The organism is Nocardioides sp. Root140 (assembly GCF_001426745.1).
Lineage (GTDB): Bacteria > Actinomycetota > Actinomycetes > Propionibacteriales > Nocardioidaceae > Nocardioides.
In genome coordinates this window covers 1-25,721 of the sequence record NZ_LMFI01000002.1, presented here as the reverse complement: position 1 = coordinate 25,721, position 25,721 = coordinate 1, and the positions used below count along the sequence as shown (strand labels likewise).

Below are 25,721 nucleotides of genomic sequence, written 5' to 3'. Positions count from 1 at the left end.
GGGGTCAGTAGGACTTCGGCAGGCCCAGGGAGTGCATCGCCACGAAGTTGAGGATCATCTCCCGCGAGACCGGGGCGATCCGCCCGAGCCGGGCAGCGACCAGCATGTTGCCGAGGCCGTACTCCTGGGTGAGGCCGTTGCCACCGTGGGTGTGCACCGCGACGTCGGTCGCATTGCAGGCCACCTCGCCGCCGGCGTACTTGGCCATGTTGGCGTACTCCCCGGCGGCCATGTCGTCGCCGGCGTCGTAGAGCGCCGCGGCCTTCTGCCACAGCAGCCTGGCCTGCTCGAGCTCGATCTTGATCTTCGCCAGCGGGTGCGCGATGCCCTGGTGGGCGCCGATCGCCTGGTCCTTCCAGACCGAGCGCTCCTTGGCGTAGGCCACCGCCTTGTCCAGGGCGTAGCGGGCCATGCCGCAGGAGAACGCGCCGCCCATGATCCGCTCGGGGTTCAGGCCCGCGAAGAGCTGCCACAGGCCGCCGTCCTCGTCACCGACCAGCGCGTCTGCGGGCACCCGCACGTTGTCGAGGAACAGCGTGAACTGCTTCTCCGGTGCCTGCCACGACATCGGGATCGGCTGCTTCTCGAAGCCTTCGGCGTCGGTGGGTACGACGAACAGCGCGGGCTTGAGCTTGCCGGTCTTCGCGTCCTCCGTGCGCGAGACGATCAGGACGGACTGCGCCTCGTCGACCCCGGAGATGAAGGTCTTCTGTCCGTTGATCACCCAGTGGTCACCGTCACGGGTGGCCGTCGTGGTGATCTGGTGGGAGTTGGAGCCGGCGTCGGCCTCGGTGATGCCGAACGCCATCAGGTGCGAGCCGTCGGCGATCCCGGGCAGCCACTGCTTCTTCTGGTCCTCCGTGCCGCAGCGGGTGATGATCGACCCGCAGATCGCGGGAGAGACCACCATCATCAACAGGGGGGCACCGGCCGCGGCGCACTCCTCGAGCACGGACGCGAGGTCGGACATGCCGCCGCCACCGCCGCCGTACTCCTCGGGGATGTTGACGCCGAGGAATCCGTTGCGGCCCATCTCGAGCCACATGTCCGTCATCTTGCCGCCCTCGCGGGCCTGCTTCTCGACGAACTCACGACCGTACTTCCCGGCCAGCTTCGCGACCGCCTCGCGCAGCGCGACGCGCTCCTCGGGTTCGCTGAACATGGTCTGGGTGGGGGCTGCCTGGTTCATGCGTTCTCCTCCTGGGTGACGTCATCGGTCGAGACGACGGCGAGCACCGCGCCCGCCTCGACCTGCTGCCCCGTGGTGGCGGCCAGCTCGGTGATCGTGCCGGCGCTCGGCGCGACGATGGTGTGCTGCATCTTCATGGCTTCCATGACGAGGATCGTCTGGCCTTCGATGACCTCGTCGCCGATGGCTGCGCTCAGCGAGATCACGCTGCCCGGCATCGGCGCCAGCAGCGATCCCTCGGCGACCTGGTCGGCCGGGTCGGTGAAGCGCGGCTTGCGTCGGAGCCCCACGTGGCCCAGTGACGACTCGACGTCGACCCGGTCGCCGTCGGTGTGGATCGTCAACCTGCGTTGGACTCCGTCGACCTCGAGCCGGACGACGTCGGGCCGCGCCTCGAGCACGGACACGTCGTCACGGTCCGCGAACAGATAGCTCCGGCCGCCGAACCAACGGATCTCCAACACGTCGTCCGACGGTCTGCCGTCGACGTGGAACAGGGCCCGCTGGGGATGTGCCGCGACGTTGCGGAACCCGGCCGGGATCCGCCGCTGCACGGGGCGGGCCTCCCGATCCCGCTCCGCAAGCGCGATGGCGGCCGCGAAGCCGCTGAGCTCGACCGCTCCCGGGCGTCCCGAGGCCGTCGCCAGGGAGGCCAGGTCGGCCGTGTCCAGCCAGGTGGTGTGCATCTCCGCACCGGCGAACACCGGGTCACGGAGCAGGTTGACCAACAGGTCGCGGTTGGTGACCAGCCCGTGCAGGCGGGCCTTCGCGAGAGTCCCGGCGAGCTGGCGCAACGCCTGCTCGCGGGTCGGCGCGTGCACGATCACCTTGGCGATCATCGCGTCGTAGAAGGTGCCGATCTCGTCGCCCGAGCCGACGCCCGAGTCGAGCCGGACGCCGTACGACGTCGGCCCCTCGAACTCGGCCACCACCCCGGGCACCTCGAAACGGGCGATGCGTCCGCTCTGGGGCTGGTAGTCGTGGGCGGGGTCCTCGGCGTAGAGGCGAACCTCGACCGCGTGGCCGTTCGGCGGGCCGACCTCGATGTCCGGCGAGTGGCCCTCGGCGACCGCGATCTGCAGGGCCACCAGGTCGACGCCGTGGACCGCTTCGGTGACCGGGTGCTCGACCTGGAGCCGGGTGTTCATCTCCAGGAAGTAGAACCGGTCACGCGCGGGGTCGTGGAGGAACTCCACGGTTCCCGCGCCGCGGTAGTCGATCGCCTCGGCCGCGGCCCGGGCCGCGTCGTGCAGCGCGGTGCGGGTCGCGTCGGGAAGCGCCGGGGCCGGTGCCTCCTCGATCACCTTCTGGTGACGACGCTGCACCGAGCAGTCGCGTTCGCCGAAGACAAGGGCGCGCTCGGGGGTGCCGAGCACCTGGACCTCGATGTGGCGGCCGTTCTCGACGTACGGCTCGACGAACACGGTGCCGTCGCCGAACGCCGACTGTGCCTCGCTCTGCGCCCGCTCGATCTCGCCGGGAAGCGCGTCGAGCGAGCGGACGATCCTCATGCCGCGACCGCCACCGCCGGCGGAAGCCTTGACCAGCAGGGGCAGGTCAGCCTCGGTCGCCGTCTCGGGCGTGAAGTTGCCGAGGACCGGGACACCGGCGGCCTCCATCAGCTTCTTGGACTCGATCTTCGAGCCCATCTGCTCGATGGACGACGGGTCGGGGCCGACCCAGGTCAGGCCGGCCTCGGTCACCTGTCGGGCGAAGGCGGCGTTCTCGGAGAGGAAGCCGTAGCCGGGGTGGATCGCGTCCGCGCCGGCCCTGCGGGCGGCCTCGATGACCAGGTCGCCACGCAGGTAGGTCTCGGCGGGCGTGTTGCCCGGCAGCCGTACGGCGGCATCCGCGTCATGCACGAACGGCATGTCGGCGTCGGCGTCCGAGTGCACGGCGACGGTCTCGATGCCGAGGTCCCGGCAGGTGCGGAACACGCGTCGGGCGATCTCGCCCCGGTTGGCCACGAGCAGTCGATTGATCACAGTCGGAACACCCCGAAGTTCATCTCGCCCTCGATGGGCTGGTTGTCGATCACGGACAGGCAGATGCCCAGCACGGTGCGGGTGTCGCGGGGGTCGATGACTCCGTCGTCGTAGACCATGCCGGAGAGGAAGTAGGGCATCGACTGCTCCTCGATCATGCCCTCGACCATCTTCTTGATCTCCACGAAACCTTCGGCGTCGAAGACCTGGCCCTTCTTCTCCGCGGACTCGCGGGCCACGATCTCCATCACCCCGGCCAGCTGCTGGGGTCCCATCACCGCGGACTTCGCACTCGGCCAGGTGAAGAGGAACCGCGGGTCGTAGGCCCGACCGTTCATGCCGTAGTTCCCGGCGCCGTACGACGCGCCCATGATCACCGTCAGGTGCGGCACCTTGGAGTTCGAGACCGCGTTGATCATCTGGGCGCCGTGCTTGATGATGCCGCCCTGCTCGTAGTCCTTGCCGACCATGTAGCCGGTGGTGTTGTGCAGGAACAGCAGCGGGGTGTCCTTCTGGTTCGCCAGCTGGATGAACTGCGCTGCCTTCTGGGCCTCCTCGCTCATCAGCACGCCGCGGGCGTTGGCGAGGATGCCGATCTCGCGACCGTGCAGCCGGGCCCAGCCGACGCACAGCGACGAGCCGTAGAGCGGCTTGAACTCGTCGAACGGCACCGCGTTGTCGGCACCCGTGCCGTCAACGATGCGCAGGATCGCCTCGCGCGGGTCGAAGGGCTCCTTCAGGTCGGTCGGGATCAGGTCGAGCAGGTCGTCGGGGTCGAGGTCCGGCTCGGCGTACGCGGTGTCGGCGTACGCCGCCTTCCTCCAGTTCAACCGGGCCACCACGCGTCGTGCGATGCGCAGGGCGTCGTGCTCGTCGAGGGCCAGGAAGTCGGAGGAGCCGGAGATGCGCGAGTGCATCTCGGCACCACCGAGGGACTCGTCGTCGGTCTCCTCCCCCGTCGCCATCTTCACCAGGGGCGGGCCGGCCAGGAAGACCTTGGCCTGCTCCTTGACCATGATCACGTAGTCGCTCATGCCGGGCACGTAGGCACCGCCGGCGGTGGAGTTGCCGAAGACCACCGAGATCGTGGGCTGCTTGCGGGCCGAGGCCCGGGTCAGGTCGCGGAAGCCGCGGCCCCCGGGGATGAAGATCTCCTTCTGCGTCGGCAGGTCGGCACCACCCGACTCGGTCAGGTTGATCATCGGGAGGCGGTTGCGCTCGGCGATCTCGCCGGCCCGGAACGACTTCCGCAACGACCACGGGTTCAACGCACCGCCCTTCACCGTGGGGTCGTTGGCGACGATCATGCACTCGACGCCCTCGACCACGCCGATGCCGGTGACCAGTGAGGCGCCGACCGCGAAGTCACTGCCCCAGCCGGCCAGCGGCATCAGCTCGAGGAAGGCCGAGCCCTCGTCGACCAGCAGGTCGACGCGTTCGCGGGCGGTGAGCTTGCCGCGTTCCTTGTGGCGGGCGATGTACTTGCCGCCTGCCTCGACGGCCTTGGTCTGCTCGGCGTGCAGGTCGGCGATCTTCGCCAGCATCGTCTCGCGCCGGTCCGGTGCGACGTCCGCGGTCATGACGCGTAGCCCAGTAGACGGGCGGCCAGGTCGGTCAACACTTCGGTTGCTCCTCCTCCGATGGGCAGGAGCCTGGCGTCGCGGTAGTGCCGCTCGACCTCGGTCCCGTGCATGTAGCCGGTGCCGCCGAAGAGCTGCACCGCTTCGTTGGTGACGTCCACGGCGGTCTCGACCGCGGTCTGTTTCGCCAAGCAGGCTTGGGCGATGACGTCTTCTCCGGCGACGTGACGGGCCGCGACGTCGAGCGTGTAGGTGCGGGCCACCTCGACCTGGCGGTGCATCTCGACCAGCTTGGCCCGCACCACCTGTCGCGAGATGAGCGGCTTGCCGAAGGTCTCGCGCTCACGGCAGTACGCCGCGGCGAGGGCCAGCGAACGTGCCGCGTGGCCGTAGCCCATCAACGCCAGGAAGATGCGCTCGACGACGAACTGCTCGGCGATGTAGTAGAAGCCCTGGTTCTCCGCGCCGACGAGGTTGGCCGCCGGCACGCGCACGTCGACGTACGACAACTCGGCGGTGTCGGAGCAGTGCCAGCCCATCTTCTTCAGGCCACGGGTGACGGTGAAGCCCGGCGTGCCCTTCTCGACGACGATGAGCGAGATGCCGCCGTGGCCCGCGTCGCCGGTGCGTACGGCGGTGGTCACGAAGTCGGCACGCACTCCCGAGGTGATGAAGGTCTTCGCGCCGTTGATCACGTAGTCGTCCCCGTCGCGCACGGCCCTGGTCGTGATGCCGGCGACGTCGGACCCACCGCCGGGCTCGGTGACGGCGAGCGACCCGATCAGCTCACCGGCCAGGGTGGGCCGGGCGAAGCGGTCGATGAGGTCGGGCGATCCGTTGGCGATGATGTGGGGCAGCGCGATGCCGTGCGTGAACAGCGAGGCCATCAGCCCACCCGAGGCACCGGCCTCCATGAGGCCCTCCTGCAGGGCGCACGCATCGAGCAGGTCGCCGCCCTGGCCACCGGCGCTCTCCGGATAGCCGACGCCGAGCACGCCCTGCTTGGCCGCGGCCAGGTGCAGGTCGCGCGGCAGCTCGCCGGCGTCCTCCCACTCCTGGAGGTGCGGCATGATCTCGCGACGGGTGAACTCGGCGGCCGACTCCTTGAGCGCCGCGCGCTCCTCGCTCCACATCACAGCAGGGCCTCCTCGATGCTGACCATCCGTGACCGCACCCATTCGCCCAGCCCCTTGGCCTGTGGGTCGAAGCGGGTGGACGAGGCGACGCCGTCGCCGAGCAGCCCCTTGACCAGCACGTTGACCGCGCCGAGGTTGGGCAGCATGAAGACCTCGATCTCAAGGCCGTCGGCCTCCGGCACCAACTCGCGCAGGCGCTTGGCGGTGATGAGTTTCGTCAACCAGGTCACGCGATCTGCATATTTCGGCGAGCCGTCGTTCGCGATCCACAGCCCGAGGTTGGCATCGCCGCCCTTGTCTCCGGAGCGGGCATGGACGAAGGTGCCGAGCGGCATGCGGCGGGTCAGGTTGTCCGAGGGCGCGGGGTACGGCGAGGGTCGCTGGCCGCCCTCGACCTCGACGTCGTGGGTCTTGACCGGGTCGGCGATCACCTCACGCGAGCCGTCGGCGTGCACGACCGTGTGCTCGACCAGCGCGCGGTCGACGTACGCCGGTCGGTAGACGCCGAAGGGCGTGGGCGCACCGGGAGGGCCGGTCATGGTGAAGCCGGGGTAGGACGCCAGCGCGAGCTCGACGGCAGAGGAGGTGAACGGCTTGCCGACCGGACCGGCCGAGGGGTCCTTGGCGGTGCAGCGCAGCAGGCAGGAGGCGCTCTCCTCGGTCTCGGCGTCCGCCTGGGGGTGGGACGTGCGCGACCACACCACCTCGGCCGGCGGTGACGCCTTGAGCGAGGTGGTCATCTGGTCGCGCACCCAGTCGGCCTTGGCATCGATGTCGAGGCCGGTGAGCACGAACTCGACGGTGTTGCGGAAGCCGCCGAGCTCGTTGACGCAGACCTTCAGCTTCGACGGAGGGGCCTCGCCGCGGACGCCGCTGATCGCCACACGGTCGGTGTCCTGCTGGGTGAGGGTGATCGTGTCGAGGAGGGCGGCCACGTCGGGGTTGAGGTAGCGCGTCGACTGGATCTCGTAGACCAGCTGCGCGGTCACGGTGTCGACGGTGACCGCGCCACCGGTGCCGTCGTGCTTGGTGATCACGCACGAGCCGTCGGCCTCCAGCTCGGCGATCGGGAAGCCGAGCGGCGTGCCGGTGTGGGGCAACGACCGGAACCCCGAGAAGTTGCCGCCGGTGGCCTGGGTGCCGCATTCGATGACGTGTCCGGCGACGACCGCGCCGGCCAGCTCGTCGTAGGACTCGGGCGTCCAGCCGAAGGCCGCGATGCCGGGGCCGACCACCACGGAGGCGTCCGTGACCCGGCCGGTGACGACGATGTCGGCGCCCTGCTCGAGGGCGCGGGCGATGCCGAAGCCGCCGAGGTAGGCGTTGACGGTGAGGGCGCCCTCCGAGATCCCGATGTCGCGGCCGCGAAGGTCGTCACCCTCGACGTGGGCGATGTTCGGGTCGAGGCCGAGACCGCTCGCGACCTCGCGCAGCCGGGCGGCGAGCCCGGCGGGGTTGAGGCCGCCGGCGTTGCTGACGATCTTCACGCCACTCTCGAGGGCCAGTCCCATGCACTCCTCGGCCTGGCGCACGAACGTGCGCGCGTAGCCGAGGGACGGGTCCTTCATGGTGTCCTTGCCGAGGATCAGCATGGTCAGCTCGGCGAGGTAGTCGCCGGTCAGGTAGTCCAGCCGCTTCTCAGCTGCCCCGGCGCCTTCCAGCATCTCCCGCATCGCGGAGAGGCGGTCTCCGTAGAAGCCGGAGCAGTTGCCGACGCGAATCATCGTGCCTTCCTTCCCTCGCCGGGCTGGCCGGCGAAGCACTGGGCGACGTCGAGCCACTGGTCGGCGTCGGTGCCGGTCGCGACGAGATCGGTGTCGGCGCGGTTGACCCGCTGGGTGACCAGCAGGCAGAAGTCGATCGCCGAACCGGTGACCCGTTGGGCGGCCTCGGCCGGGCCGTAGGTCCAGGACTGGCCGCTCGGCGAGGTGAGCTCGACGCGGAACTCCTCGGCGGGCGGGGTCAGGTCGTTCGCGGCGAAGGAGAAGTTGCGGGTGCGCACGCCGATGTGGGCCACGTGCACGATGCGGTCGGTGGGCTCGGGCTGCCGGGTGATGGAGCCGATCGAGATCAGGGCGTCGTACACGTCGAGCGAGTGCGCCCAGGTCTCCATGAAGCGGGCCGTCGCCATCGAGGTCGGCGACATCGGCGGGCCGTACCAGGGGATCTTCTCGCCCTCGGGCACCGAGCGCAGGGCCGCGCCCAGGGCCGCGCGACCCGCGCGCCACCTGCCCAGCAGCTCGGACGGCGGCACCTTCGCACCGTCGAGGGCTGCGCTGTCGACCACGTTCTGCGGGTCGGCGATGGCCTCGAGCACGAGCTCGTCCCACCGCGCCTTGTCGGTCGCGGCAGCGACGGACGCCTCATCGGTCCATGCCAGGTGGGAGATCTGGGTCGCGACGTCCCAGCCGGCGGCCGGGGTCGGCATGCGCCACTGCTCCTCGGTCAGGCCGGCCACGTGGTCGTCGAGCTCGGCGCTCTGCGCCTCGAGATCGGCCAGGACCCCGTCAAGTACGTCGCTCACTTCTGCTCCTTGAGGATCGTGTCGAGCTGGTCGGCCCAGCGGTCGAGGATGCGACCACGCCGGCGGGCGTCGTCCGAGATCGTGTCGGCCAGGCCCAGGCCGCGGACCAGGTCGAGGGTGGCCTGAACCAGCTCGCGGTTGCCGGGCACCGACTCGTCGATGCCGAGCAGCTCGACGGTCAGCCGGTGCGTCTCGCGGCCGACCCGTTGCTCGAGCGGCCCGACCGATTCGAGCAGGCCGGGGTCGGTGCGGGCGGCCACCCAGAGCTCGAGGGCAGCGGTGAACACGGGGCTGGTGAAGTGGTCACCCAGCATGCTGAGCACCGCGCGGGTACGCCGGGCGCCACGCGGCAGCCCCTCGGCCGCAGCGGCGAGCTCGAGCCCACGCTTCTCGGTGAGGTGCTCGACGGCGGCCAGGACCAGGTCGTTCTTCGTCGGGAAGTGGTGCAGCTGCGCACCCCGACTCACGCCCGCCCGACGAGAAACCAAGGTCGTCGAGGTGCCGCTGAAGCCGACCTCGACCAGGCACTCGACGGTGGCCTCCAGCAGGCGCTGGCGCATGACACGCGTTCGCTGCTCCTGTGGCACGCGGGTGGTGGTCATGCAGTCACCATGCACCCCTGAGCAACAAACAGTCAAGCCTGACTTTTAGTTGCTGAGACGGTTCGGCACTGCCCTCTGCACAGTCACGCCGGGGTCGAACTCAGGCTGACTGCCAGAGCCCCATGATGTTGCCCTCGACGTCCTTGAAGTAGGCCGCGAAGCCCATCTCACCGACGGCCTGCTTGCCCAGCACCGTGCTGCCGCCGAGGGACTCGATCTTGGCCAGCGACGCCTCGATGTCGGGCACGTCGATGACCACGACCGGGCCCTCGGTCGGGCTCTCGCGGCGCATCATGCCGCCGTTGATGAAGCCCGGCTCGGTGGGTCCGGTCTCGCCGGACGGCCCGGTGGTCGCCATCGTGTAGGACATCTCCGGGATGTCGAGCAGCTCCCAGCCGAATGCCTCCGCGTAGAAGGCCCGCGCCCGGTCGCCCTCGCCGTACGGAATCTCGAAATGCACCACGCGTCCGCTCATGTCTTCAGACAGTACGCGACACTCGAAGCATGACGAAGACGATTCTGATCACCGGTGCCAGCTCCGGACTGGGCGCCGAGATGGCCCGCCAGTTCGGCCACCTCGGCTACGACCTCGCCCTGTGCGCCCGGCGCCTCGAGAAGCTGGAAGACCTGCGCGCAGACATCATCGCGAAGCACCCGGACCGCCGGGTCGAGATCCGCCAGCTCGACGTGACGGACGACGACCAGGTCTTCGAGGTCTTCCGTGGGTTCGCCGCCGACTTCGGCACCATCGACCGCATCGTGATCAACGCCGGCCTCGGGAAGGGCGCACCCCTCGGCACCGGCCGGTACGCCGCCAACCGCGAGACGGCGATGACCAACTTCGTGGCCGCGCTGGCGCAGTCCGAGGCGGCGATGGAGATCTTCCGCGCCCAGGACGCCGGGCACTTCGTGATGATCTCGTCGATGTCCGCGATGCGCGGCATGCCCAAGGCGATGACGACGTACGCCGCCACGAAGGCCGGGGTGGCCCATCTTGCCGAGGGCCTCCGCACCGAGCTGCACGGCAAGCCGATCAAGGTGTCGGTGATCTACCCCGGGTTCATCGCCTCGGAGATGAACGAGAAGGCCGAGCACAAGAACCCCCTCCAGGTCTCCACCGAGAAGGGCGTGAAGGCGATCGTGCACGCCATCGAGAAGGAGAAGGACTCCGCCTGCGTGCCGCCGCTGCCGTGGGCCCCGATGAGCGTGGTCATGAAGCACGCACCCCTGCCGGTGCTCAAGCGGATGATCTGACCTGGGTCAGCGCCGCGTCTGCACGAAATCGCTGCTGACGGCACGGAAGGCGACCGTTTCGTGCAGAACCATCCGGCTGTCCCGACACGTCGGTGCTCACCGTCGTCCTTCCTGCTCGGGGCCTGTGGATGAGCACCACACGCCGGCCGGCAAAGCCGTCAGGCTTGCCGGATGAGCGCGCACAGGTGGAGCGTCCGATGCAGCCCGCCGCGGGGTTTGGTGGCACCCGTCCCGGTCGATCCGCAAGGACTGACCGGCCCCACCCCCGGCGCCGCCCGTGGTCCCAGGTGGCGGGTCACCTCTCATGGCCTCTACGTCCCGGCCAACACCCCTATCGGCGTGCCCGAGCAGCGCATCATCGAACAGTCTGCACGCCTGCCACCCGGCGGTGCCGCCACCGGCTGGGCGGCCTGCCGACTTCACGGCGCGAACTTCCTCGACGGCTTGGGCGCCGACGGCCTGGCGGAGGTTCCGGTCCCACTGGCCATCGGCCCGACCGGGAACATCCGCGACGACGCGAGGGTCACGATCAGCCGTGAACGCCTCACTCCTGATGAAGTCACCCGCGTGGTCGGCATTCCGGTGACACGGGCCGAGCGGGCCGTGTTCGACGCCGTGCGCCTGGCGCGGACTGATCGGGATGCGGTGGCCGTGCTCGACACCTGTGTCGCGGCCGGCATCACCTCGATCGAGCGCGTGTCGACGTACGTCGACAGGCATCCCGGCTGGAAGCGCATCGCCAGGGCCCGGTTCGCGTGTCTTCACGCCAGGGAGCGCGCCAGGTCTCTGGCAGAGACGGCGCTGCGCCTGATCGCCGAACTCGACGCCGGCCTGCCCCGCCTCCACGTCAACTGCCCCGTCCACGATCGATCCGGCCGCCTGCTGGGGTTGGCCGACCTGCTCGACGAGGAAGCCGGCCTGGTCATCGAGTTCGACGGCGCCGACCACCGATCCCGGCGGCAGCACACTCGCGACACCCGGCGCGACGAGGACATGCGCGGCGTGGAACTCGAGGTGACCCGGGTGACCGGGACCGACCTTCGAGACACCGGGCTGGTGGTCGACCGGCTGCAGCGGGCACGCTCACGCGCAAGGTTCCTGCCACCTGGACAACGCCGCTGGGAGGCCCGCCCCGTGCCTGACTGTGCCGAGGCCGAGCTGCGCAGAGCGGAGGTGCTCGCGGAGGTCAACGCCGAAATGCGCGCCGCGCAGCCATGGACCCAGAGACCGGGATGAGCTCCCCTGCTCCGAGTCTGCACGAAATCGCTCTCCGTCCACCTGTGACCGACGATTTCGTGCAGAAAGCCACGACCCGCAGTCGGCACGGGGCCCCAGATCAGCGCTGGGGGAACCGCAGGCCGACCATCTTGGCGAACCGCGGGGAGATGATCTTGGTCCAGCTCAGCGACAGGTGCGCCTTGTCGCGGAAGGTCACGACGTCCCCGACGACCAAGGGGCAGCGCCCGTCGACGCAGATCAGGTCGGTGGTCGGCACGTAGTCGGCGGTGGTGCCCTCGAGGGCGTCGCGGGTGAGCGCGTTGGAGGTGATCTCGAGGCTCTTGGCCGGAGCCGTGCACGACTCCATCGTCGCGTCGACGTCGGTCACGCAGTCCTGCGGCTCCCAGGGGATCTTCGGGATGTCGCCGAGCACCTTGATGTTCGGCGTGATCGAGGAGAGGTCCTCGACTGTCTCGCGGACCCCCGACTCCCAGTCCTCCTCGGGCGTCGAGCTGTCCATGAACAACATGCCGCGGTGTGCCAGCACGATCCCGTCGGGCTGGATCTGCTCGATCTGGCCACGCGCCCAGTCCCGGAACTCGGGGCAGCTCGGGAACGCCTCCCCCTTGTTGGACTGGGGCACGTCGTACGGCGCGCAGCCGACCTTGATCAACGGGATGACCTTGAAGCCCTGCTTCCTTCCCATCGCGTCGAGTGCGGGCATCCACATGCCTGCGTGCGAGTCGCCGTACATCACGACTGTCTTGTCGGCGTCGAGGTCGCCGGCCGGGCAGAGCTTGGTGGTCGGGTCGTCGAAGCTGGCGTAGCAGGGGAACGGCTCCTGCCAGATGTCGCGGCCGAGCAAGTCCCCGTTGACCAGCTCGGGCGGCAGCGGGGCCCCGTCGTCGGCGAGCTTGAGCGAGTGCCGCAGCGCCTTGGTGATGTTGCGCGGCTTCGCCTCCTGGAGCGCCTCGGGGTGCTCCTGGTAGTACCGCTGGGCCGCTTCGCGGCTCTTGGCCAGCTCGCCCTCGCTGTACTGGTTGGAGGCCATCGCGGTGCCGGCGACCAGGGCCAGCGAGACCGGCCACAGCACCAGCGACCAGCGGCCCCGCACCATGCGCACCTTGCCGTGCTGGAACGGCTGCTCGACGAAGAAGTAGCTGAGTTCCGAGAGCACGAGGGTGAGCACGAGCAGGACGGCCGTGCCGGCGATGCCCTCGGGCACGTGCTTGTCGCCGATGATCAGCACCGGCCAGTGCCACAGGTAGATCGAGTAGGACAGGTCGCCGATGTGGCGCAGCGGCTGCAGCCCGAGGAGCCTGCTCGGGCCGACCTCCTTGCCGGTGCCGGCGGCCAGCAGGGCCGCCGTGCCGAGCACCGGGACGAGGGCCAGCCAGCCGGGGAACGGGGTGATGTCGGTGAACGCCAGCGAGGCGACCAGCACGAGCCCCAGGCCGACCACGAAGAGCGTCACCCGGTGTCCGTCGCGCAGCCGGTTCAGCACGGGCGTGAGTACGGCGACCAGGGCGCCGGTGGCGAGCTCGAACGCGCGGGCCACGGACGAGAAGTAGGCGTCGACCGGCGCCTGGTTGGTCTGCCAGACCGACCAGACCAGCGACACCAGCCAGATCAGTGCGAGCACCACGAAGATGGTGCGGCGCGAGCTGCGCAGGAACACCAGCAGCATCAGCAGCAGCGGCCAGACCAGGTAGAACTGCTCCTCGACCGCCAGTGACCAGTAGTGCTGCATCGGGGACGGGTCCTGGCTGGCGAAGTAGTCCGTGCCGATGTCGGCGAAGTGGAAGTTGGCCAGGAAGACCGCCGACCAGAGGGCGTCGTCGACGACCACCTTGAGACGGGTCAGCGGCTCGGTCAGGGCGGTGAAGACGGTGATCGCGACCAGCACGATCGTGGCGGCCGGCAGGATCCGGCGGGCCCGGCGGGCGTAGAACCCGGGGATGCTGATCCGGCCCGATCGTTCGGACTCCTTGACCAGCAGGCCGGTGATCAGGAAGCCGGAGAGGACGAAGAATACGTCGACCCCGACGAACCCGCCGTCGAAGAACGGGAAGTGGCTGTGGGCCAGCACCACGAGGCCGACGGCGATGGCCCGGAGTCCCTGGATGTCGGCACGCTTCGCGTGGGCCTTCGTCTTCTCCCCGTCGCCTGACACCCGCCTTTTATACCCGACGAGGCCCGGCCCAACCGATTCAGCGAGGCCGATCCAGGGCCACCGATTCAGCGATAGGTGAGCCCGTCACCCTCCAGGTGACAGTGCTCGTTGAACGAGACCAGGGTCGCGCCCCGGCCACCGACCACCACCTTGGTCACCGAGGAGTTCACCACGACCTTGTTCAGCTGGCCCCAGATGCCGGCGTACGACGAGGCGGGAAGATCGGGCGCCGCCGCGGCGAGCAGGCCGGAAGCCGCGAGGGAGACGGGACCGCCGGAGGTGAAGACCACGGCGGTGCCCCCGGATCCGATCCGGTCGATGGTGCGCAGCAGTGCCTCGTCGACCCGGGCGGCGAAGGCCGGGAAGGACTCCTTGTACTCCGCGTCGAACTCGCCGGAGGTCCAGCGTGCGGTCGCGATCTCGAACCACGCCTGGAACTCGGCCCGGGTGGGCTCACGATCACCGGACGGGCTCGGCTCGGAGGCCAGCAAGCCGAGATGGTCGAACTCGTTCCAGTCGGCGTCCTCGAAGGTCTCGACCGAGCCCCAACCGGCCGCCTCGATGGCCGCTTCGGCAGTCTCCCGGTGCCGGCGCATGTCACCGTGCACGACCAGGTCGGGCGTCGGGACGCGCCGGCCGAGCTCGAGGCCGAGCAGCCGCGACTGCTCCCAGCCCAGGGGTGAGAGCACGTCGTAGTTCTCGGTGCCCCACGAGGCCTGTCCGTGGCGCACCAGCAACAACTGACCCATCAGGCCATGACCTCCTGGCAACGGTGCTCGAGATATCTGGCCGCGTCGCCGAAGACGGCATAGGCCTCATTGGTGGTCTGGCCGTGGAAGTAGCGGTAGTAGATCTGCTGGGCGATCACCGCGAGCCGGAACAGCCCGAACACCTCGTAGAAGCGCCACCGTTCGGGCGTCATGTCGATGCCCGTCTGCGCGCAGTAGTGCTCGACCAGCTCGGCGCGGGTCCACATGCCCGGGGCCGTGGTGGGCTGGCGGCGGAACATCTGGAAGAAGTCGTCGTCGCCGGCCTCCACCCAGTACGCCGTCGCACCGCCGAGGTCCATCAGCGGGTCGCCGAGGGTGGCCATCTCCCAGTCGAGCATGCCGATCACCTTGAGCGGGTCGTCGGCGTCGAGCACGAGGTTGTCGAACCGGAAGTCGTTGTGGATCACGCAGGTGCCGACGTCGGCGGGCTGGTGTTCGTCGAGCCAGGCCATCACGGCCTCGAAGTCGCCGACGTCTTCAGTGCGGGCTGCCCGGAACCGCGTTGACCAGCCGCTCACCTGTCGTGCGACGTACCCCTCGCCCTTGCCGAAGGCGGCGAGGTCGGGGCGGGTGGCGTCGACCCGGTGCAGGTCGATGAGGACGTCGACCGCGTTCCGGCACAACGTGGCGACCTGGTCGGGCGCCAGCGTCAGGTCGTCGGGGAAGTCCTGCCGCAGGATCGTCCCGTCGAGCCTGTCCATCACGTAGAAGTCGGAGCCGAGAACGGACTCGTCGTCGCATAAGCCGACCATCGCCGGCACCAGCGGGAACACGGGCGCGAGCGCCGACTGGATCCGGAACTCGCGGCCCATGTCGTGGGCGCCGGCCGCCTTGCGACCGACCGGGGGCCGCCGCAGGATCAGGTCACGGTCGGGGTAGCGCAACAGGTAGGTGAGGTTGGAGGCACCACCGGGGAACTGGCGCACCTCGGGGTCGGCGGCAACGGTCTCGCGGAACCCGTCTGCGGCATGGGCGCGCAACCATGCGGAGACGGCTGCCACGTCGAAGGAGTCCTCGTCACGAACGGGTCGGGCCGGATTGCCCGCGTCGCTGTCGGTCACGTCATCCCATCTGGTCGAGTCGGGCGGCCTGCTTGCGCATGACGGCGTCGTACGCCGCGCGGTCATTCTGCTTCAGGTCCACCGCACCTCGGGCCGCTTTGTCCGGAATGATGACATCTTCTCCGCGATCCATCCCCTCGAGCACGGCCCGCGCGATGTCATCGGCGGTGAACGGCGAGTTCTCCACGAGCTGTGACATCACCGCGCCGAGCGCGGTGTCGGCGCCCTGCAGGCCGTCCATCAGGTTGGTCCGGAAGTAGGACGGGCACACGACCGAGCAGCGCACGTCGTACGCCGCGAGCTCGTGCCCGGTGGTCTCGCTGAGCGCCACCACGGCCGCCTTGACCGCGTTGTACGACGCCATCCCGGCCGGGTGGACCAGGCCCGCGAGGGAGGCGACGTTGACGATGTGGCCCGAGCGCTGGGCCTTGAACATCGGCACGAACGTGCGCGTGCCACGCACGACACCGAAGAGGTTGATGCGGGTGATCCACTCCCACTCGTCCATCGTGGCGACGTCGAGACGGCCACCACCCGCGACGCCTGCATTGTTGACCAGCACGTCGAGCCCGCCCCACTCGCGCTCGACCCACGCCAGCGCGGCAGCCCAGTCGTCGTCCGACGTGATGTCGAGCTTCAACTCCGCTGGTCGAGTAGGGCGCTCCACCCCCTCCGCTGGTCGAGGAAGGCGCTCCACCCCCTCCGCTGGTCGAGTAAGGCGCTCTGCGCCTGTATCGAGACCCCGCACGTCGAGATCCGTCGCCAGCACCCGGTCCCCCCGGGCGGAAAACGCCGAGACGAGCGCGGCGCCGAGCCCCGAAGCAGCCCCGGTGACCAGCACCCGCCGGCCCGGTCCGGCGCTCATGCGTACTTGCCCAGCTCGAGGCGGGCCACCATGCCGCGGTGCACTTCATCGGGCCCGTCGGCCAGGCGCAGCGAACGGGCCGAGGTCCAGGCCGCGGCCAGCATGAAGTCGTCCGAGAGACCGGCACCGCCGTGGATCTGCATGGCGAAGTCGATGACCTGCTGCGCCATGTTGGGCGCGGCCACCTTGATCTGACTGACCTCCGAGAGCGCGTTGAGCGGGCCGCCCTGGTCGAGCTTCCACGCCGCGTCGAGCACCAGCAGCCGGGTCTGGTCGATGGCGATGCGGGCATCGGCGATGCGCTCGCGGTTGCCGCCCAGGTTGGCGATCGGCTTGCCGAACGCGGTCCTCGCCAGACCCCGTCGGCAGGCGGCTTCGAGGCACGCCTCGGCCAGGCCGATCAGGCGCATGCAGTGGTGCACCCGGCCAGGGCCGAGCCGGCCCTGCGCGATGCCGAAGGCCTCCCCCGACCCGGAGATGATGTTCCCGACCGGCACGCGCACGTCGGTGAACGACACCTCGCCATGACCCAGCGGCTCGTCCTGGATGCCCATCGTGGAGAGCATCCGCTCGACCTTCACGCCTGGGGTGTCACGGGGCACGAGCACCATCGTGTGCCGGTGGTGGCGGTCCGCGTCGGGGTCGGTCAGCCCCATGAACACGATGATCTTGCACTCGGGGTTGCCGATGCCGGTGGTGAACCACTTGGTGCCGTTGATGACGACCTCGTCGCCGTCGACGATCGCGGTGGCCTCCATGTTGGTCGCGTCGGAGGACGCGACTCCGGGCTCGGTCATGCCGAACGCGCTGCGGATCTGACCGTCGAGCAACGGCTCGAGCCACTGCTCACGCTGCTCGCCGGTGCCGTAGCGCAGCAGCACCTCCATGTTCCCGGTGTCGGGCGCATTGCAGTTGAAGACGAGCGGCGCGATCGCGGAGCGCCCGGTCAGCTCCGCGATCGGGGCGTAGTCGACGTTGGTCAGCCCTTCGCCGCCGTCAGTGCCGAAGCGGGCGGCGTACTCCCCCGCGTGCTCCTTGGGCAGGAAGAGGTTCCACAGACCTTGCGCGCGGGCCTTGCCCTGCAGCTCCTTGAGCACGGGCAGCGGCGTCCACGGGTCGCCGGTGCGTCGCAGGTCGGCGAGCTCTCGGTGGTAGTCGCCCTCGATCGGCGTGATCTCGTCACGCATGAACGCGGCCACTCGCGCGGTCAGGTCGGCGGCACGGGGCGTCGGTGAGAAGTCCATGCCGGGAAGGTACCGCGACTGCCATCATGTCCACTATGCGCTCACGTCTCGCGGTCGGCAGGTTCGCCGCCGTACTCCTGCTCGGCCCCGTCCTGATGGGCGTGGCCGGGTGTGGCGGCGACGACCCGACCACCCTCGACAAGGACGAGGAGAAGGCGGCCCGGGCGTTGGCGATCGAGTTCCAGGGCAGGAACCCCACCGACTTCGCCCGCGACGCCGGCATCTGCCTCGGCAAGCGCATGGTCAGCGACCTCGGCACCGCCAAGCTCATCAAGGGCGGTCTGCTGAAGCGGAACCTCACCGTCAACACCGCCCAGGGCGGCCTGACCGACCGCGAGGTCGCCCGTGGGTACGCCGACGCGGTGATCGCCTGCCGCGACGTCCGTGGCGAGATCGAGAGCCGCCGCGACCGCTACCCGAAGGCGACCGACAAGGACATCACTGCGTACGTCGACTGCGTCGAGGCGATCGACGACGACGTGCTGCGCAACGCGATCGTGGCAGCGGCCCTGAAGAGCGACGACTCCACGGTCGCCACCGACTACCTCAAGCAGACCCGCGCCTGCGCCAAGAAGCTGGGCCCACCCAAGGCCCGCTGATGCACGACGGCCCGCCGACCTCGAGGGTCAGCGGGCCGTCGTCAAGCGGGTCTACCAGTCGGGTCAGGCGGGGAAGGACTCGCCCTTCGCCACCATGTCCTTGAGGTACTGCGTCGGCGCGAACTTGTCGCCGTACGCCGCGGCCAGCTCCTCGGCACGCTTGACGAACGCGGACAGGCCGATCTCGCCGTCCGCGCCCTGGTAGCCGGTCATGAACTGGGCGGCACCGCCGGTGTTGGCCGGGAAGCCGATGCCCATGATCGAGCCGATGTTGGCGGCGGCCGCCGAGGTGATGACGTTCTCCTCGAAGGTCTTCGCGGTCTCGAGGGCCTCGATGAAGAGCATCCGGTCCTTGATGTCCTGGAGCGGGATCTGCTCCTCGGCCACCGGGAACGTCTCGGCGAGACCGGACCAGAGGCCCTGGCGCTTGCCGTCGACGTACTCGTAGAAGCCGGCACCCTTGAGGCGCGAGGGACGACCGGCCTCGATCATCGTGTTGATGACGGCACCGGCGGGGTCCGGGCCCGGGTCGATGCCGGCCTTCTCGGCGGCCTCGACGTTCGCCTTGCGGATCTTGACCATCAGCTCCATGTTGAGCTCGTCGCTGATCTGCAGCGGGCCGACCGGGAAGCCGGCCTGCGTGGCGGCGCGCTCCAGCGAGACCGGGTGCACGCCCTCGCCGAGCATGGCCAGGCCCTCGTTGATCTGGGTGCCGATGACGCGCGAGGTGTAGAAACCACGGCTGTCGTTGACCACGATCGGGGTCTTCTTGATCTGCTGCACGACGTCGTAGGCCTTGGCCAGGGCCTCGTCGGAGGTCTCCTTGCCGCGGATGATCTCGACGAGCGGCATCTTGTCGACGGGGCTGAAGAAGTGCAGCCCGATGAAGTCGGCGGGCCGGCTGATGCCCTCGGCCAGCTCAGTGATCGGCAGGGTCGAGGTGTTCGAGCACAGCAGCGCGTCGGGGTTGACGTGCTCGATGATCTCGCCGAACACCTTGGCCTTGAGCGACGGGTCCTCGAAGACGGCCTCGATGACCAGGTCGCAGCCCTTGAGCGCGGCCGGGTCGGCGGTGGCGGTGATGCGACCGAGCAGCTCGGCCTTCTTCTCCTCCGTGGACTTGCCGCGCGCGATCGCCTTGTCGAGCAGCTTCTCGGAGTAGGCCTTGCCCTTCGCGGCGTTCTCGTCGGAGACGTCCTTGAGCACGACCTCCATGCCGGCACGGGCACAGGAGTAGGCGATGCCGGCGCCCATCATGCCGGCACCGAGCACGCCGACCTTGGTGGCCTTGAAGCGCTCGAAGCCGTCGGGGCGCAGCGAACCGGAGTTGATCGCCTGCAGGTCGAAGAAGAAGGCCTGGATCATGTTCTTCGAGCCCTGGTTGACGATCAGGTTCGTCAGGTAGCGGGACTCGATGCGCGACGCGGTCTCGAAGTCGACCTGCGCGCCCTCGACGGCCGCGGAGAGGATCGCCTTCTGGGCCGGGTAGTCGGCACCCTTGAGCTGCTTGCGCAGCAGCGCCGGGAAGGCCGGGAGGAACGCGGCCAGCTTCGGGTTGGACGGCGTACCGCCGGGCATCTTGTAGCCGGCACGGTCCCACGGGTTCGAGGCGGCGTCGGCGTTTTCCTTGTTGTCCAGGATCCACGCCCTGGCCGCGGGGAGCAGGTCGTCCTGGGTGGCGACGACCTCGTCGACCAGGCCCTTCTCCTTCGCGGCGGCCGGGCTGAACTGCGGGCCCTGGAGCAGCACGTCCATCAGGCCGGACTGGATGCCGAGCATGCGGACGACGCGGGTGACGCCGCCGCCGCCGGGCAGCAGGCCGAGCGAGGCCTCGGGCAGCCCGATCTTGTAGGAGCCGTCGACGGCGATGCGGTGGTTGGCGGCCAGGCAGATCTCGAGGCCACCGCCGAGCGCGGCGCCGTTGATGGCGGCGACGACGGGGCGGGGGTAGGTCTCGAGCTTGCGCAAACCGGCCTTGATCTCCTCGGCGGCGGCGAAGATCTCGGCCGCGTCGTCCTTGGTGGTCTTGACCATGTTCTTCAGGTTGCCACCGGCGAAGAAGGTCTTCTTCGCCGAGGCGATCACGACGCCGGTGACGTCGTCGACCTCGGCGTACAGGCGCTCGACGGCCGCGGCCATGGAGTCCTTGTAGAGGTCGTTCATCGTGTTGGCGCCCGCGGTCGGGTCGTCCAGGGTGAGCGTGACGATGCCGTCTGAGTCGCGCTCGTAGCGCACGGCGCTCTGGGTCTGGGTGTCAGTCATTTCAGGTCCTGTTCCGGAAGTCGTGGCGAGGTCAGACGAGTTCGACGATGGTGGCGATGCCCATGCCGCCGCCGACGCAGAGCGTGGCGAGGCCGCGCTTCTTGTCGCGGCGCTCGAGCTCGTCGATCAGGGTGCCGAGGATCATCGCGCCGGTCGCACCGAGCGGGTGGCCCATCGCGATCGCGCCACCGTTGACGTTGGTGATGTCGTGGCTGATGCCCATGTCGCGCATGAAGCGCATGGCGACCGCGGCGAACGCCTCGTTGATCTCGAAGAGGTCGATGTCCTTCGCCTCGAGGCCGGCCTTGGCCAGGGCCTTGCGGGCGGCGGGGGCCGGACCGGTGAGCATGATCGTCGGGTCTGCGCCCGAGACGGCGGCGGAGATGATGCGGGCCCGCGGCGTGAGTCCGAGGTCCTTGCCGACCTGCTCGGTGCCGATCGCGATCAGCGAGGCGCCGTCGACGATGCCGGAGCTGTTGCCGGCGTGGTGGACGTGGTTGATCTTCTCGACCCAGTGGTACTTCTCGAGCGCGACGTCGTCGAAGCCGGCGTCCGCACCGATGCTGGCGAAGCTCGGCTTGAGGCCCGACAGGCTCTCGACCGTGGTGCCGGGGCGGATGAACTCGTCCTTCTCGAGGACGGTCAGGCCGTTGATGTCCTTGACCGGGATGACCGCACCGTCGAAGTAGCCGTTGGCCTGGGCCTTGGCCGCACGGGCCTGAGACTCGGCGGCGAACGCGTCGACGTCCTCGCGGTTCCAGCCCTCGAGGGTGGCGATCAGGTCGGCGCCGATGCCCTGAGGCACGAAGCCGGTGGCGAGTGCGGTGGACGGGTCCATCGCCCAGGCGCCGCCGTCGGAGCCCATCGGCACCCGGCTCATCGCCTCGACGCCGCCGGCCAGGATCAGGTCTTCGAAACCGCCGCGCACGCGGGAGGCAGCCTGGTTCACGGCCTCGAGGCCCGACGCGCAGAAGCGGTTGAGCTGTACGCCGGCCACGGTGTCGGGCAGACCGGCCTTGAGCGCGGCGGTCTTGGCGATGTCGCCGCCCTGGTCACCGATCGGCGAGACCACGCCGAGCACGACGTCGTCGATGCGGTTGGGGTCCAGGTTGGGGTTGCGCTCCTGGACCTCCTTGAGCAGCCCGGCAGCGAGGTCGACCGGCTTCACCTCGTGGAGTGAGCCGTTCGCCTTGCCCTTGCCGCGCGGCGTACGAATGTGGTCGTACACGAATGCTTCAGCCATGACCGTCCCTGATTCCTGTGATGTCTGATGGTGTGCGCGGCGAGTCAGCCACCGCACTCCTTGATTGTGACACTATTACTGTCATGGTGGTCAAGGAAGACCACTGTGATCCGGATCATGGGCAACAGGACGGTGTCGAATGGACGAGTCGGTCGATTCCCTCAAGGAGTTGATGACGCTCGACGAGCTGTGCAAGCGCATCGGCATGAGCGTGCGCAACGTGCGCTTCTACACGACCCGCGGGCTCGTTCCGTCGCCGATCCGTCGCGGCCGTTCGGGCTACTACACCGCCGACCACGTGGCGCGTCTCGAGCTGGTCTCCGAGCTCCAGGCCCACGGCTTCACGCTCGCCGCGATCGAGAAGTACGTCGCCAAGATCCCCGACGACGCACCGCCGGCCACGGTCAGCCTGCATCGCGCTCTGCTCGCGCCATGGATGGCCGAGCATCCCGAGCGAGTCACGATGGCCGAGCTCGAGGAGCATGCCGGGCGCGCGTTGTCCGCGGACGACCTCGAGGGCCTGGGTGCGCTCGGCGTCCTCACGTCCGTCGGCAAGGGGCGCTACGACGTGGCACTTGCGCACCTCGACGCGGGGTTGCGGCTGATTCGCTTCGGCTACCCCTCCGAAACCGCCTCCGCCATGGGGGACATCTACGCCCGGCACGCCCAGGCGGTCGCGGCCGACATGCTCGAGCACTTCCGCACCGTGCTCTGGCCGGCGTACCGCAAGTCGGGTGCGAGCGACGAGGACCTGACCGAGGCCGTGGAGCTGCTCAAGCCGCTCTCCATCGCCGCGCTCGTGTCGGCGTACGAACGCGCGGTCAACGAGCAGATGCGCGAGGAGATCGCGCGCCGGACCGAATAGTCGGTCAGCCGAGCGCGTAGCGGCGCGAGGCCTCGACGATGCCGGCGACGACCTCGACCTCGGCCTCGGTGCGCGGCCCGTAGACCAGCACGAACCCGGGCGACTTGCGGGTGCCGGCATGCATGTGCGGCTGGGCCCAGCCCTGGGCGATCGCGTCGGCGGCGAGGTCGGCCGGCAGGGTCAGGTGCAGGGACGTGTCGTAGAGCGGGTGCAGGTGCGCGAACTCGTTGTCCTCGGCGACCACGAAGGCCTCGGCCGGTCCGGCGGCGTCGGCCAGGAAGAAGGCGCGCGAACCGGGTACGGCGACCTGGGACTCGCCGACGCTGACACCCTCGGCCCGCGTGATCCGGTCGAACAGTGCCGTCTGGAGCTCGTGCGGCGACTGGTCGGAGAACTGCTGCTGCGGGTAGGCCCAGCTCACCAACGGGCGCGCGCCGACCCGCGCCGGAAGGCCCTCGGGCAGGGTCGGCCAGGACACGGTCTCCGCCCGGCCCACGAGTGCCGCGCCGACGGTCTCGAGGTGGTGCAGGCGGCGCGACAGCCAGTCAGCCAGCTCGGCGACGGTCTCGTGGGAGATCACGTGGCCGCCGGGGTCGCGGCGGGCCAGGGTGGCCGAGCCGGAGTCGCCGGTCAGGTAGTCCCACGTGCGCCGGGTCAGGTCGGCGGGAATCACGAAGTCCTGCTCACCGTGCACGAGGAAGACCGGCAGGCCGGCCAGGTGTGCGACGTCGACCGGCAGGCCGGCATCCCACGGCAGCGTGCCGTTGAGCACGGCCACGCCGGCGAAACGCGCGGGGTCGCTGAGCACGAGGCCGCCGGCGAAGGCCGCGCCACCGCTGAAGCCGATCGGGATCACCGGGCGTCCGGCGGGAGCAACCTCGTCGAGCCACTTGCGGAACCAGGCAATGGTCTCGGCCAGCGACTCCTCGACGGGCCGGCCGATGCCACGGTTCTCGAACCAGGCGTAGCCGCCGCCCTCGGTGATCGGGGCACGCACCGCGGCGTACGCCGGGCCTTCGGGCAGCTGCTCGGAGAGCGCGAGGATCGACGACTCGTCGGCTCCGCGGCCGTGCAACAGCACCACGAGGGGGGCGGTGACGTCGGTGGATCCGGCAACGGTGACGACGGGTGCCTCAAAGCTCATCTGGTGATTCCTCGTTCTCTGCGCGACGACGATCCGGACGTCCGGACCCGGGGGTCAGGTTACGCGGCCCTGACGCTGCCGCCACGAGAGGTGCACAGGGTGAACGCCCAGGCGCTCACCCGGGCGGGGCTGCGAAGATGCTTGCGTGACTGCGAAGAAGATCGCCTACCAGGGCGAGCCCGGCGCCAACTCCGACATCGCCGTACGCGACGTCTTCCCTGACGGCGACCCCCTGCCCTGCGCGTCTTTCGAGGACGCCTTCGACGCCGTCCAGCAGGGTGCCGCCGACCTGGCGATGATCCCGATCGACAACTCCAGCAACGGCCGGGTGGCCGACATCCACCACGCGCTCCCGGACTCGGGGCTGCACATCGTCGGCGAGTACTTCCTGCCGATCCACTTCCAGCTCCTCGCCGTTCCCGGCGCCACCCGCGAGTCGATCAAGACCGTGCACAGCCACATCCACGCACTCGGTCAGTGCCGCCGGATCATCCACGAGCTCGGCGTGAAGCCGGTGATGGCCGGTGACACGGCCGGGTCCGCACGCGAGGTGGCCGAGAGCGGCGACCCGACCCGCGCGTCCCTGGCCACGGCTCTCGCCGGCGAGATCTACGGCCTCGAGACGCTGGCCACCGACGTCGAGGACGAGGAGCACAACACCACCCGCTTCGTGGTGCTCGGGCGCGAGTACGTCGTACCCCCGGTCTCGGACGAGCTGACCGTGACCACCTTCGTCTTCCGGGTCCGCAACCTGCCTGCGGCGCTCTACAAGGCGCTCGGTGGGTTCGCCACGAACGGGGTGAACATGACCAAGCTCGAGTCCTACATGGTCGACGGCGAGTTCAGCGCCACCGTCTTCCTGGCCGACGTCGAGGGGCACCCCGAGCAGCCGGCACTGGCGCGGGCCTTGGAGGAGCTGGAGTTCTTCACCAACGAGATCCGCATCCTCGGGGTCTACCCCGCGCACCCGTTCCGGGCCCAGCGGTAGGTCATCGGCGGTGCTCGAGGCGGCGCTGGCGTGGGCGGCCGACGCGTTGGGGTGCCCTCTGGCTCGCGCCGAGCAGCTCGCCGGCGGGATGACGTCGACCATGCTGGCCCTGACCGACTCGTCCGGTCGTGAGTCGGTCCTGCGCCTGACGACGGAGGAGCCGTGGCGGACGCACGGCAGCGACCTCACCCTGCGTGAACGCGCGGCGCAGGTCGCCCTCGCCTCGAGCGTCGTACCGGCCCCGACGAGCATCGCGGTGGGATTCACTGCCGGAGTCGCGGCTCACCTGATGACGCGCGTTCCGGGCACACCGACGACTCGCGTCGACGCTGCCGCGGTGGACGCCATGGCGTCGATGCTGGCGACGATCCACGACCTCCGGCCGGCCGAGCCGTTCCGCGACTTCCAGTCGTGGGCGTGGGAGGCGAAGTGGGTGGTCCCACCGTGGACACGGCACCCCGACTCGTGGCGCCGAGCCTTCGACCTGCTGACCGCCGGTTCACCGCCGTTCGAGCCGACGTTCCTCCACCGGGACTTCAGCCACCGCAACCTGCTCTGGACCGACGGCTCGATCTCGGGCGTCGTCGACTGGGTGGAGACCTCGACCGGCCCGGCCTGGCTCGACGCGGCCCATGCCGCGACCAACCTGGCCATGGCCTTCGGGCCCTCCCCTGCCCGTGGGTTCATGAAGGCGTACGCCGGGCTGACCGGCCGCACTCCGGACACCCACTGGCTGGTGATGGACGCTGTCGGATTCCTCCCACCGCCCGGGCGGGAGCCGATGTTCGGCTCCGCGACCGAGCTGGCCAGGCTCGACGCGTGGCTCGACGAAGTCGTGCGCTGAGGGTGTCCCCCTCACCGGCACAGGAGCCCGACGAGTCGACACCAGGCGTCCGGTCACGCTCAAGGGGGAGGCTCAGCGGTAGGCCGACTCGCCGGTGACGGCCTGGCCGATGATCAACTGGTGCACCTCACTGGTGCCCTCATAGGTCAACACCGACTCCAGGTTGTTCGCATGC

Annotated in this window: 22 protein-coding genes; 6 read left to right on the top strand and 16 right to left on the bottom strand. The window is 69.5% G+C overall.

Features of this window, described 5'->3' with window-relative positions; translation table 11 throughout:
- Nucleotides 1-4: 4 nt before the first annotated feature.
- The 8 genes from ASD30_RS07695 to ASD30_RS07660 form a co-directional block, all read right to left on the bottom strand.
- Nucleotides 5-1,189 carry an acyl-CoA dehydrogenase family protein gene (locus ASD30_RS07695; protein WP_235532535.1) on the bottom strand — a complete coding sequence of 395 codons (1,185 nt, stop codon included), beginning with the start codon at nt 1,187-1,189 and terminating at the stop codon, nt 5-7.
- Nucleotides 1,186-3,174 carry an acetyl/propionyl/methylcrotonyl-CoA carboxylase subunit alpha gene (locus ASD30_RS07690; RefSeq protein WP_056679589.1) on the bottom strand — a complete coding sequence of 663 codons (1,989 nt, stop codon included), beginning with the start codon at nt 3,172-3,174 and terminating at the stop codon, nt 1,186-1,188. The genes ASD30_RS07695 and ASD30_RS07690 overlap by 4 nt, the downstream gene beginning before the upstream one ends.
- Nucleotides 3,171-4,754 carry an acyl-CoA carboxylase subunit beta gene (locus tag ASD30_RS07685; protein ID WP_056679586.1) on the bottom strand — a complete coding sequence of 528 codons (1,584 nt, stop codon included), beginning with the start codon at nt 4,752-4,754 and terminating at the stop codon, nt 3,171-3,173. Before ASD30_RS07685 ends, ASD30_RS07690 begins: the two co-directional genes overlap by 4 nt.
- Nucleotides 4,751-5,887, bottom strand: a complete 1,137-nt coding sequence (locus ASD30_RS07680) for an acyl-CoA dehydrogenase family protein (RefSeq protein ID WP_056679583.1) — start codon at nt 5,885-5,887, stop codon at nt 4,751-4,753. The genes ASD30_RS07685 and ASD30_RS07680 overlap by 4 nt, the downstream gene beginning before the upstream one ends.
- A complete protein-coding gene (locus ASD30_RS07675) occupies nt 5,887-7,614 on the bottom strand; it encodes an acyclic terpene utilization AtuA family protein (RefSeq protein ID WP_056679580.1) in 1,728 nt (575 codons plus the stop codon). The genes ASD30_RS07680 and ASD30_RS07675 overlap by 1 nt, the downstream gene beginning before the upstream one ends.
- Entirely contained in the window at nt 7,611-8,414 is an 804-nt protein-coding gene (locus ASD30_RS07670; RefSeq protein WP_056679577.1) for a TIGR03084 family metal-binding protein, read from the bottom strand. Before ASD30_RS07670 ends, ASD30_RS07675 begins: the two co-directional genes overlap by 4 nt.
- Entirely contained in the window at nt 8,411-9,016 is a 606-nt protein-coding gene (locus ASD30_RS07665; protein WP_056679574.1) for a TetR/AcrR family transcriptional regulator, read from the bottom strand. Before ASD30_RS07665 ends, ASD30_RS07670 begins: the two co-directional genes overlap by 4 nt.
- Nucleotides 9,017-9,116: 100 nt before the next feature.
- Complete coding sequence (locus tag ASD30_RS07660; protein WP_056679571.1) at nt 9,117-9,491, bottom strand: VOC family protein; 375 nt, start codon at nt 9,489-9,491, stop codon at nt 9,117-9,119.
- Nucleotides 9,492-9,520: 29 nt separating this feature from the next.
- Here ASD30_RS07660 and ASD30_RS07655 point away from each other — a divergent pair, with 29 nt between their 5' ends.
- Nucleotides 9,521-10,270, top strand: a complete 750-nt coding sequence (locus tag ASD30_RS07655) for an SDR family oxidoreductase (protein ID WP_056679569.1) — start codon at nt 9,521-9,523, stop codon at nt 10,268-10,270.
- A 171-nt stretch (nt 10,271-10,441) separates the two neighbouring features.
- Nucleotides 10,442-11,506, top strand: coding sequence for a hypothetical protein (locus tag ASD30_RS07650; RefSeq protein ID WP_156393549.1), 1,065 nt, complete (start codon nt 10,442-10,444; stop codon nt 11,504-11,506).
- Between the two features lie 100 nt (nt 11,507-11,606).
- Here ASD30_RS07650 and ASD30_RS07645 read toward each other — a convergent pair whose 3' ends face one another.
- The 5 genes from ASD30_RS07645 to ASD30_RS07625 all read right to left on the bottom strand — a co-directional run bounded on the left by ASD30_RS07645 (nt 11,607) and on the right by ASD30_RS07625 (nt 17,601).
- Nucleotides 11,607-13,661: an acyltransferase family protein gene (locus tag ASD30_RS07645; protein WP_056679563.1), complete on the bottom strand. Its 2,055-nt coding sequence runs from the start codon at nt 13,659-13,661 to the stop codon at nt 11,607-11,609.
- A 65-nt stretch (nt 13,662-13,726) separates the two neighbouring features.
- Nucleotides 13,727-14,410 (bottom strand): histidine phosphatase family protein, encoded by a 684-nt coding sequence (locus ASD30_RS07640; protein ID WP_056679560.1) that lies wholly within the window; start codon nt 14,408-14,410, stop codon nt 13,727-13,729.
- Entirely contained in the window at nt 14,410-15,492 is a 1,083-nt protein-coding gene (locus tag ASD30_RS07635) for a phosphotransferase family protein (RefSeq protein ID WP_056679557.1), read from the bottom strand. The genes ASD30_RS07640 and ASD30_RS07635 overlap by 1 nt, the downstream gene beginning before the upstream one ends.
- Nucleotide 15,493: 1 nt before the next feature.
- A complete protein-coding gene (locus ASD30_RS07630) occupies nt 15,494-16,357 on the bottom strand; it encodes an SDR family NAD(P)-dependent oxidoreductase (protein WP_056679554.1) in 864 nt (287 codons plus the stop codon).
- Nucleotides 16,354-17,601, bottom strand: coding sequence for an acyl-CoA dehydrogenase family protein (locus tag ASD30_RS07625; RefSeq protein ID WP_056679551.1), 1,248 nt, complete (start codon nt 17,599-17,601; stop codon nt 16,354-16,356). The genes ASD30_RS07630 and ASD30_RS07625 overlap by 4 nt, the downstream gene beginning before the upstream one ends.
- A gap of 35 nt (nt 17,602-17,636) precedes the next feature.
- Between ASD30_RS07625 and ASD30_RS07620 the strand changes: the two genes are divergently transcribed.
- Nucleotides 17,637-18,200, top strand: a complete 564-nt coding sequence (locus ASD30_RS07620; protein WP_056679548.1) for a hypothetical protein — start codon at nt 17,637-17,639, stop codon at nt 18,198-18,200.
- A 63-nt stretch (nt 18,201-18,263) separates the two neighbouring features.
- Here the strand turns inward: ASD30_RS07620 and ASD30_RS07615 are convergent, their stop codons facing one another.
- A complete protein-coding gene (locus ASD30_RS07615) occupies nt 18,264-20,462 on the bottom strand; it encodes a 3-hydroxyacyl-CoA dehydrogenase NAD-binding domain-containing protein (protein WP_056679545.1) in 2,199 nt (732 codons plus the stop codon).
- A gap of 31 nt (nt 20,463-20,493) precedes the next feature.
- A complete protein-coding gene (locus tag ASD30_RS07610) occupies nt 20,494-21,705 on the bottom strand; it encodes an acetyl-CoA C-acetyltransferase (RefSeq protein ID WP_056679539.1) in 1,212 nt (403 codons plus the stop codon).
- A gap of 139 nt (nt 21,706-21,844) precedes the next feature.
- Here ASD30_RS07610 and ASD30_RS07605 point away from each other — a divergent pair, with 139 nt between their 5' ends.
- Complete coding sequence (locus tag ASD30_RS07605) at nt 21,845-22,570, top strand: MerR family transcriptional regulator (protein ID WP_056679537.1); 726 nt, start codon at nt 21,845-21,847, stop codon at nt 22,568-22,570.
- A gap of 4 nt (nt 22,571-22,574) precedes the next feature.
- Here the strand turns inward: ASD30_RS07605 and ASD30_RS07600 are convergent, their stop codons facing one another.
- Nucleotides 22,575-23,714: a luciferase domain-containing protein gene (locus ASD30_RS07600; protein ID WP_056679534.1), complete on the bottom strand. Its 1,140-nt coding sequence runs from the start codon at nt 23,712-23,714 to the stop codon at nt 22,575-22,577.
- Nucleotides 23,715-23,859: 145 nt separating this feature from the next.
- Between ASD30_RS07600 and ASD30_RS07595 the strand changes: the two genes are divergently transcribed.
- Both ASD30_RS07595 and ASD30_RS07590 read left to right on the top strand, forming a co-directional pair.
- Entirely contained in the window at nt 23,860-24,702 is an 843-nt protein-coding gene (locus tag ASD30_RS07595) for a prephenate dehydratase (RefSeq protein WP_056679527.1), read from the top strand.
- A gap of 10 nt (nt 24,703-24,712) precedes the next feature.
- On the top strand, nt 24,713-25,546 hold the full coding sequence (locus ASD30_RS07590; protein ID WP_056679525.1) for a phosphotransferase family protein: 834 nt from the start codon (nt 24,713-24,715) through the stop codon (nt 25,544-25,546).
- The last annotated feature ends 175 nt before the right edge of the window (nt 25,547-25,721 follow it).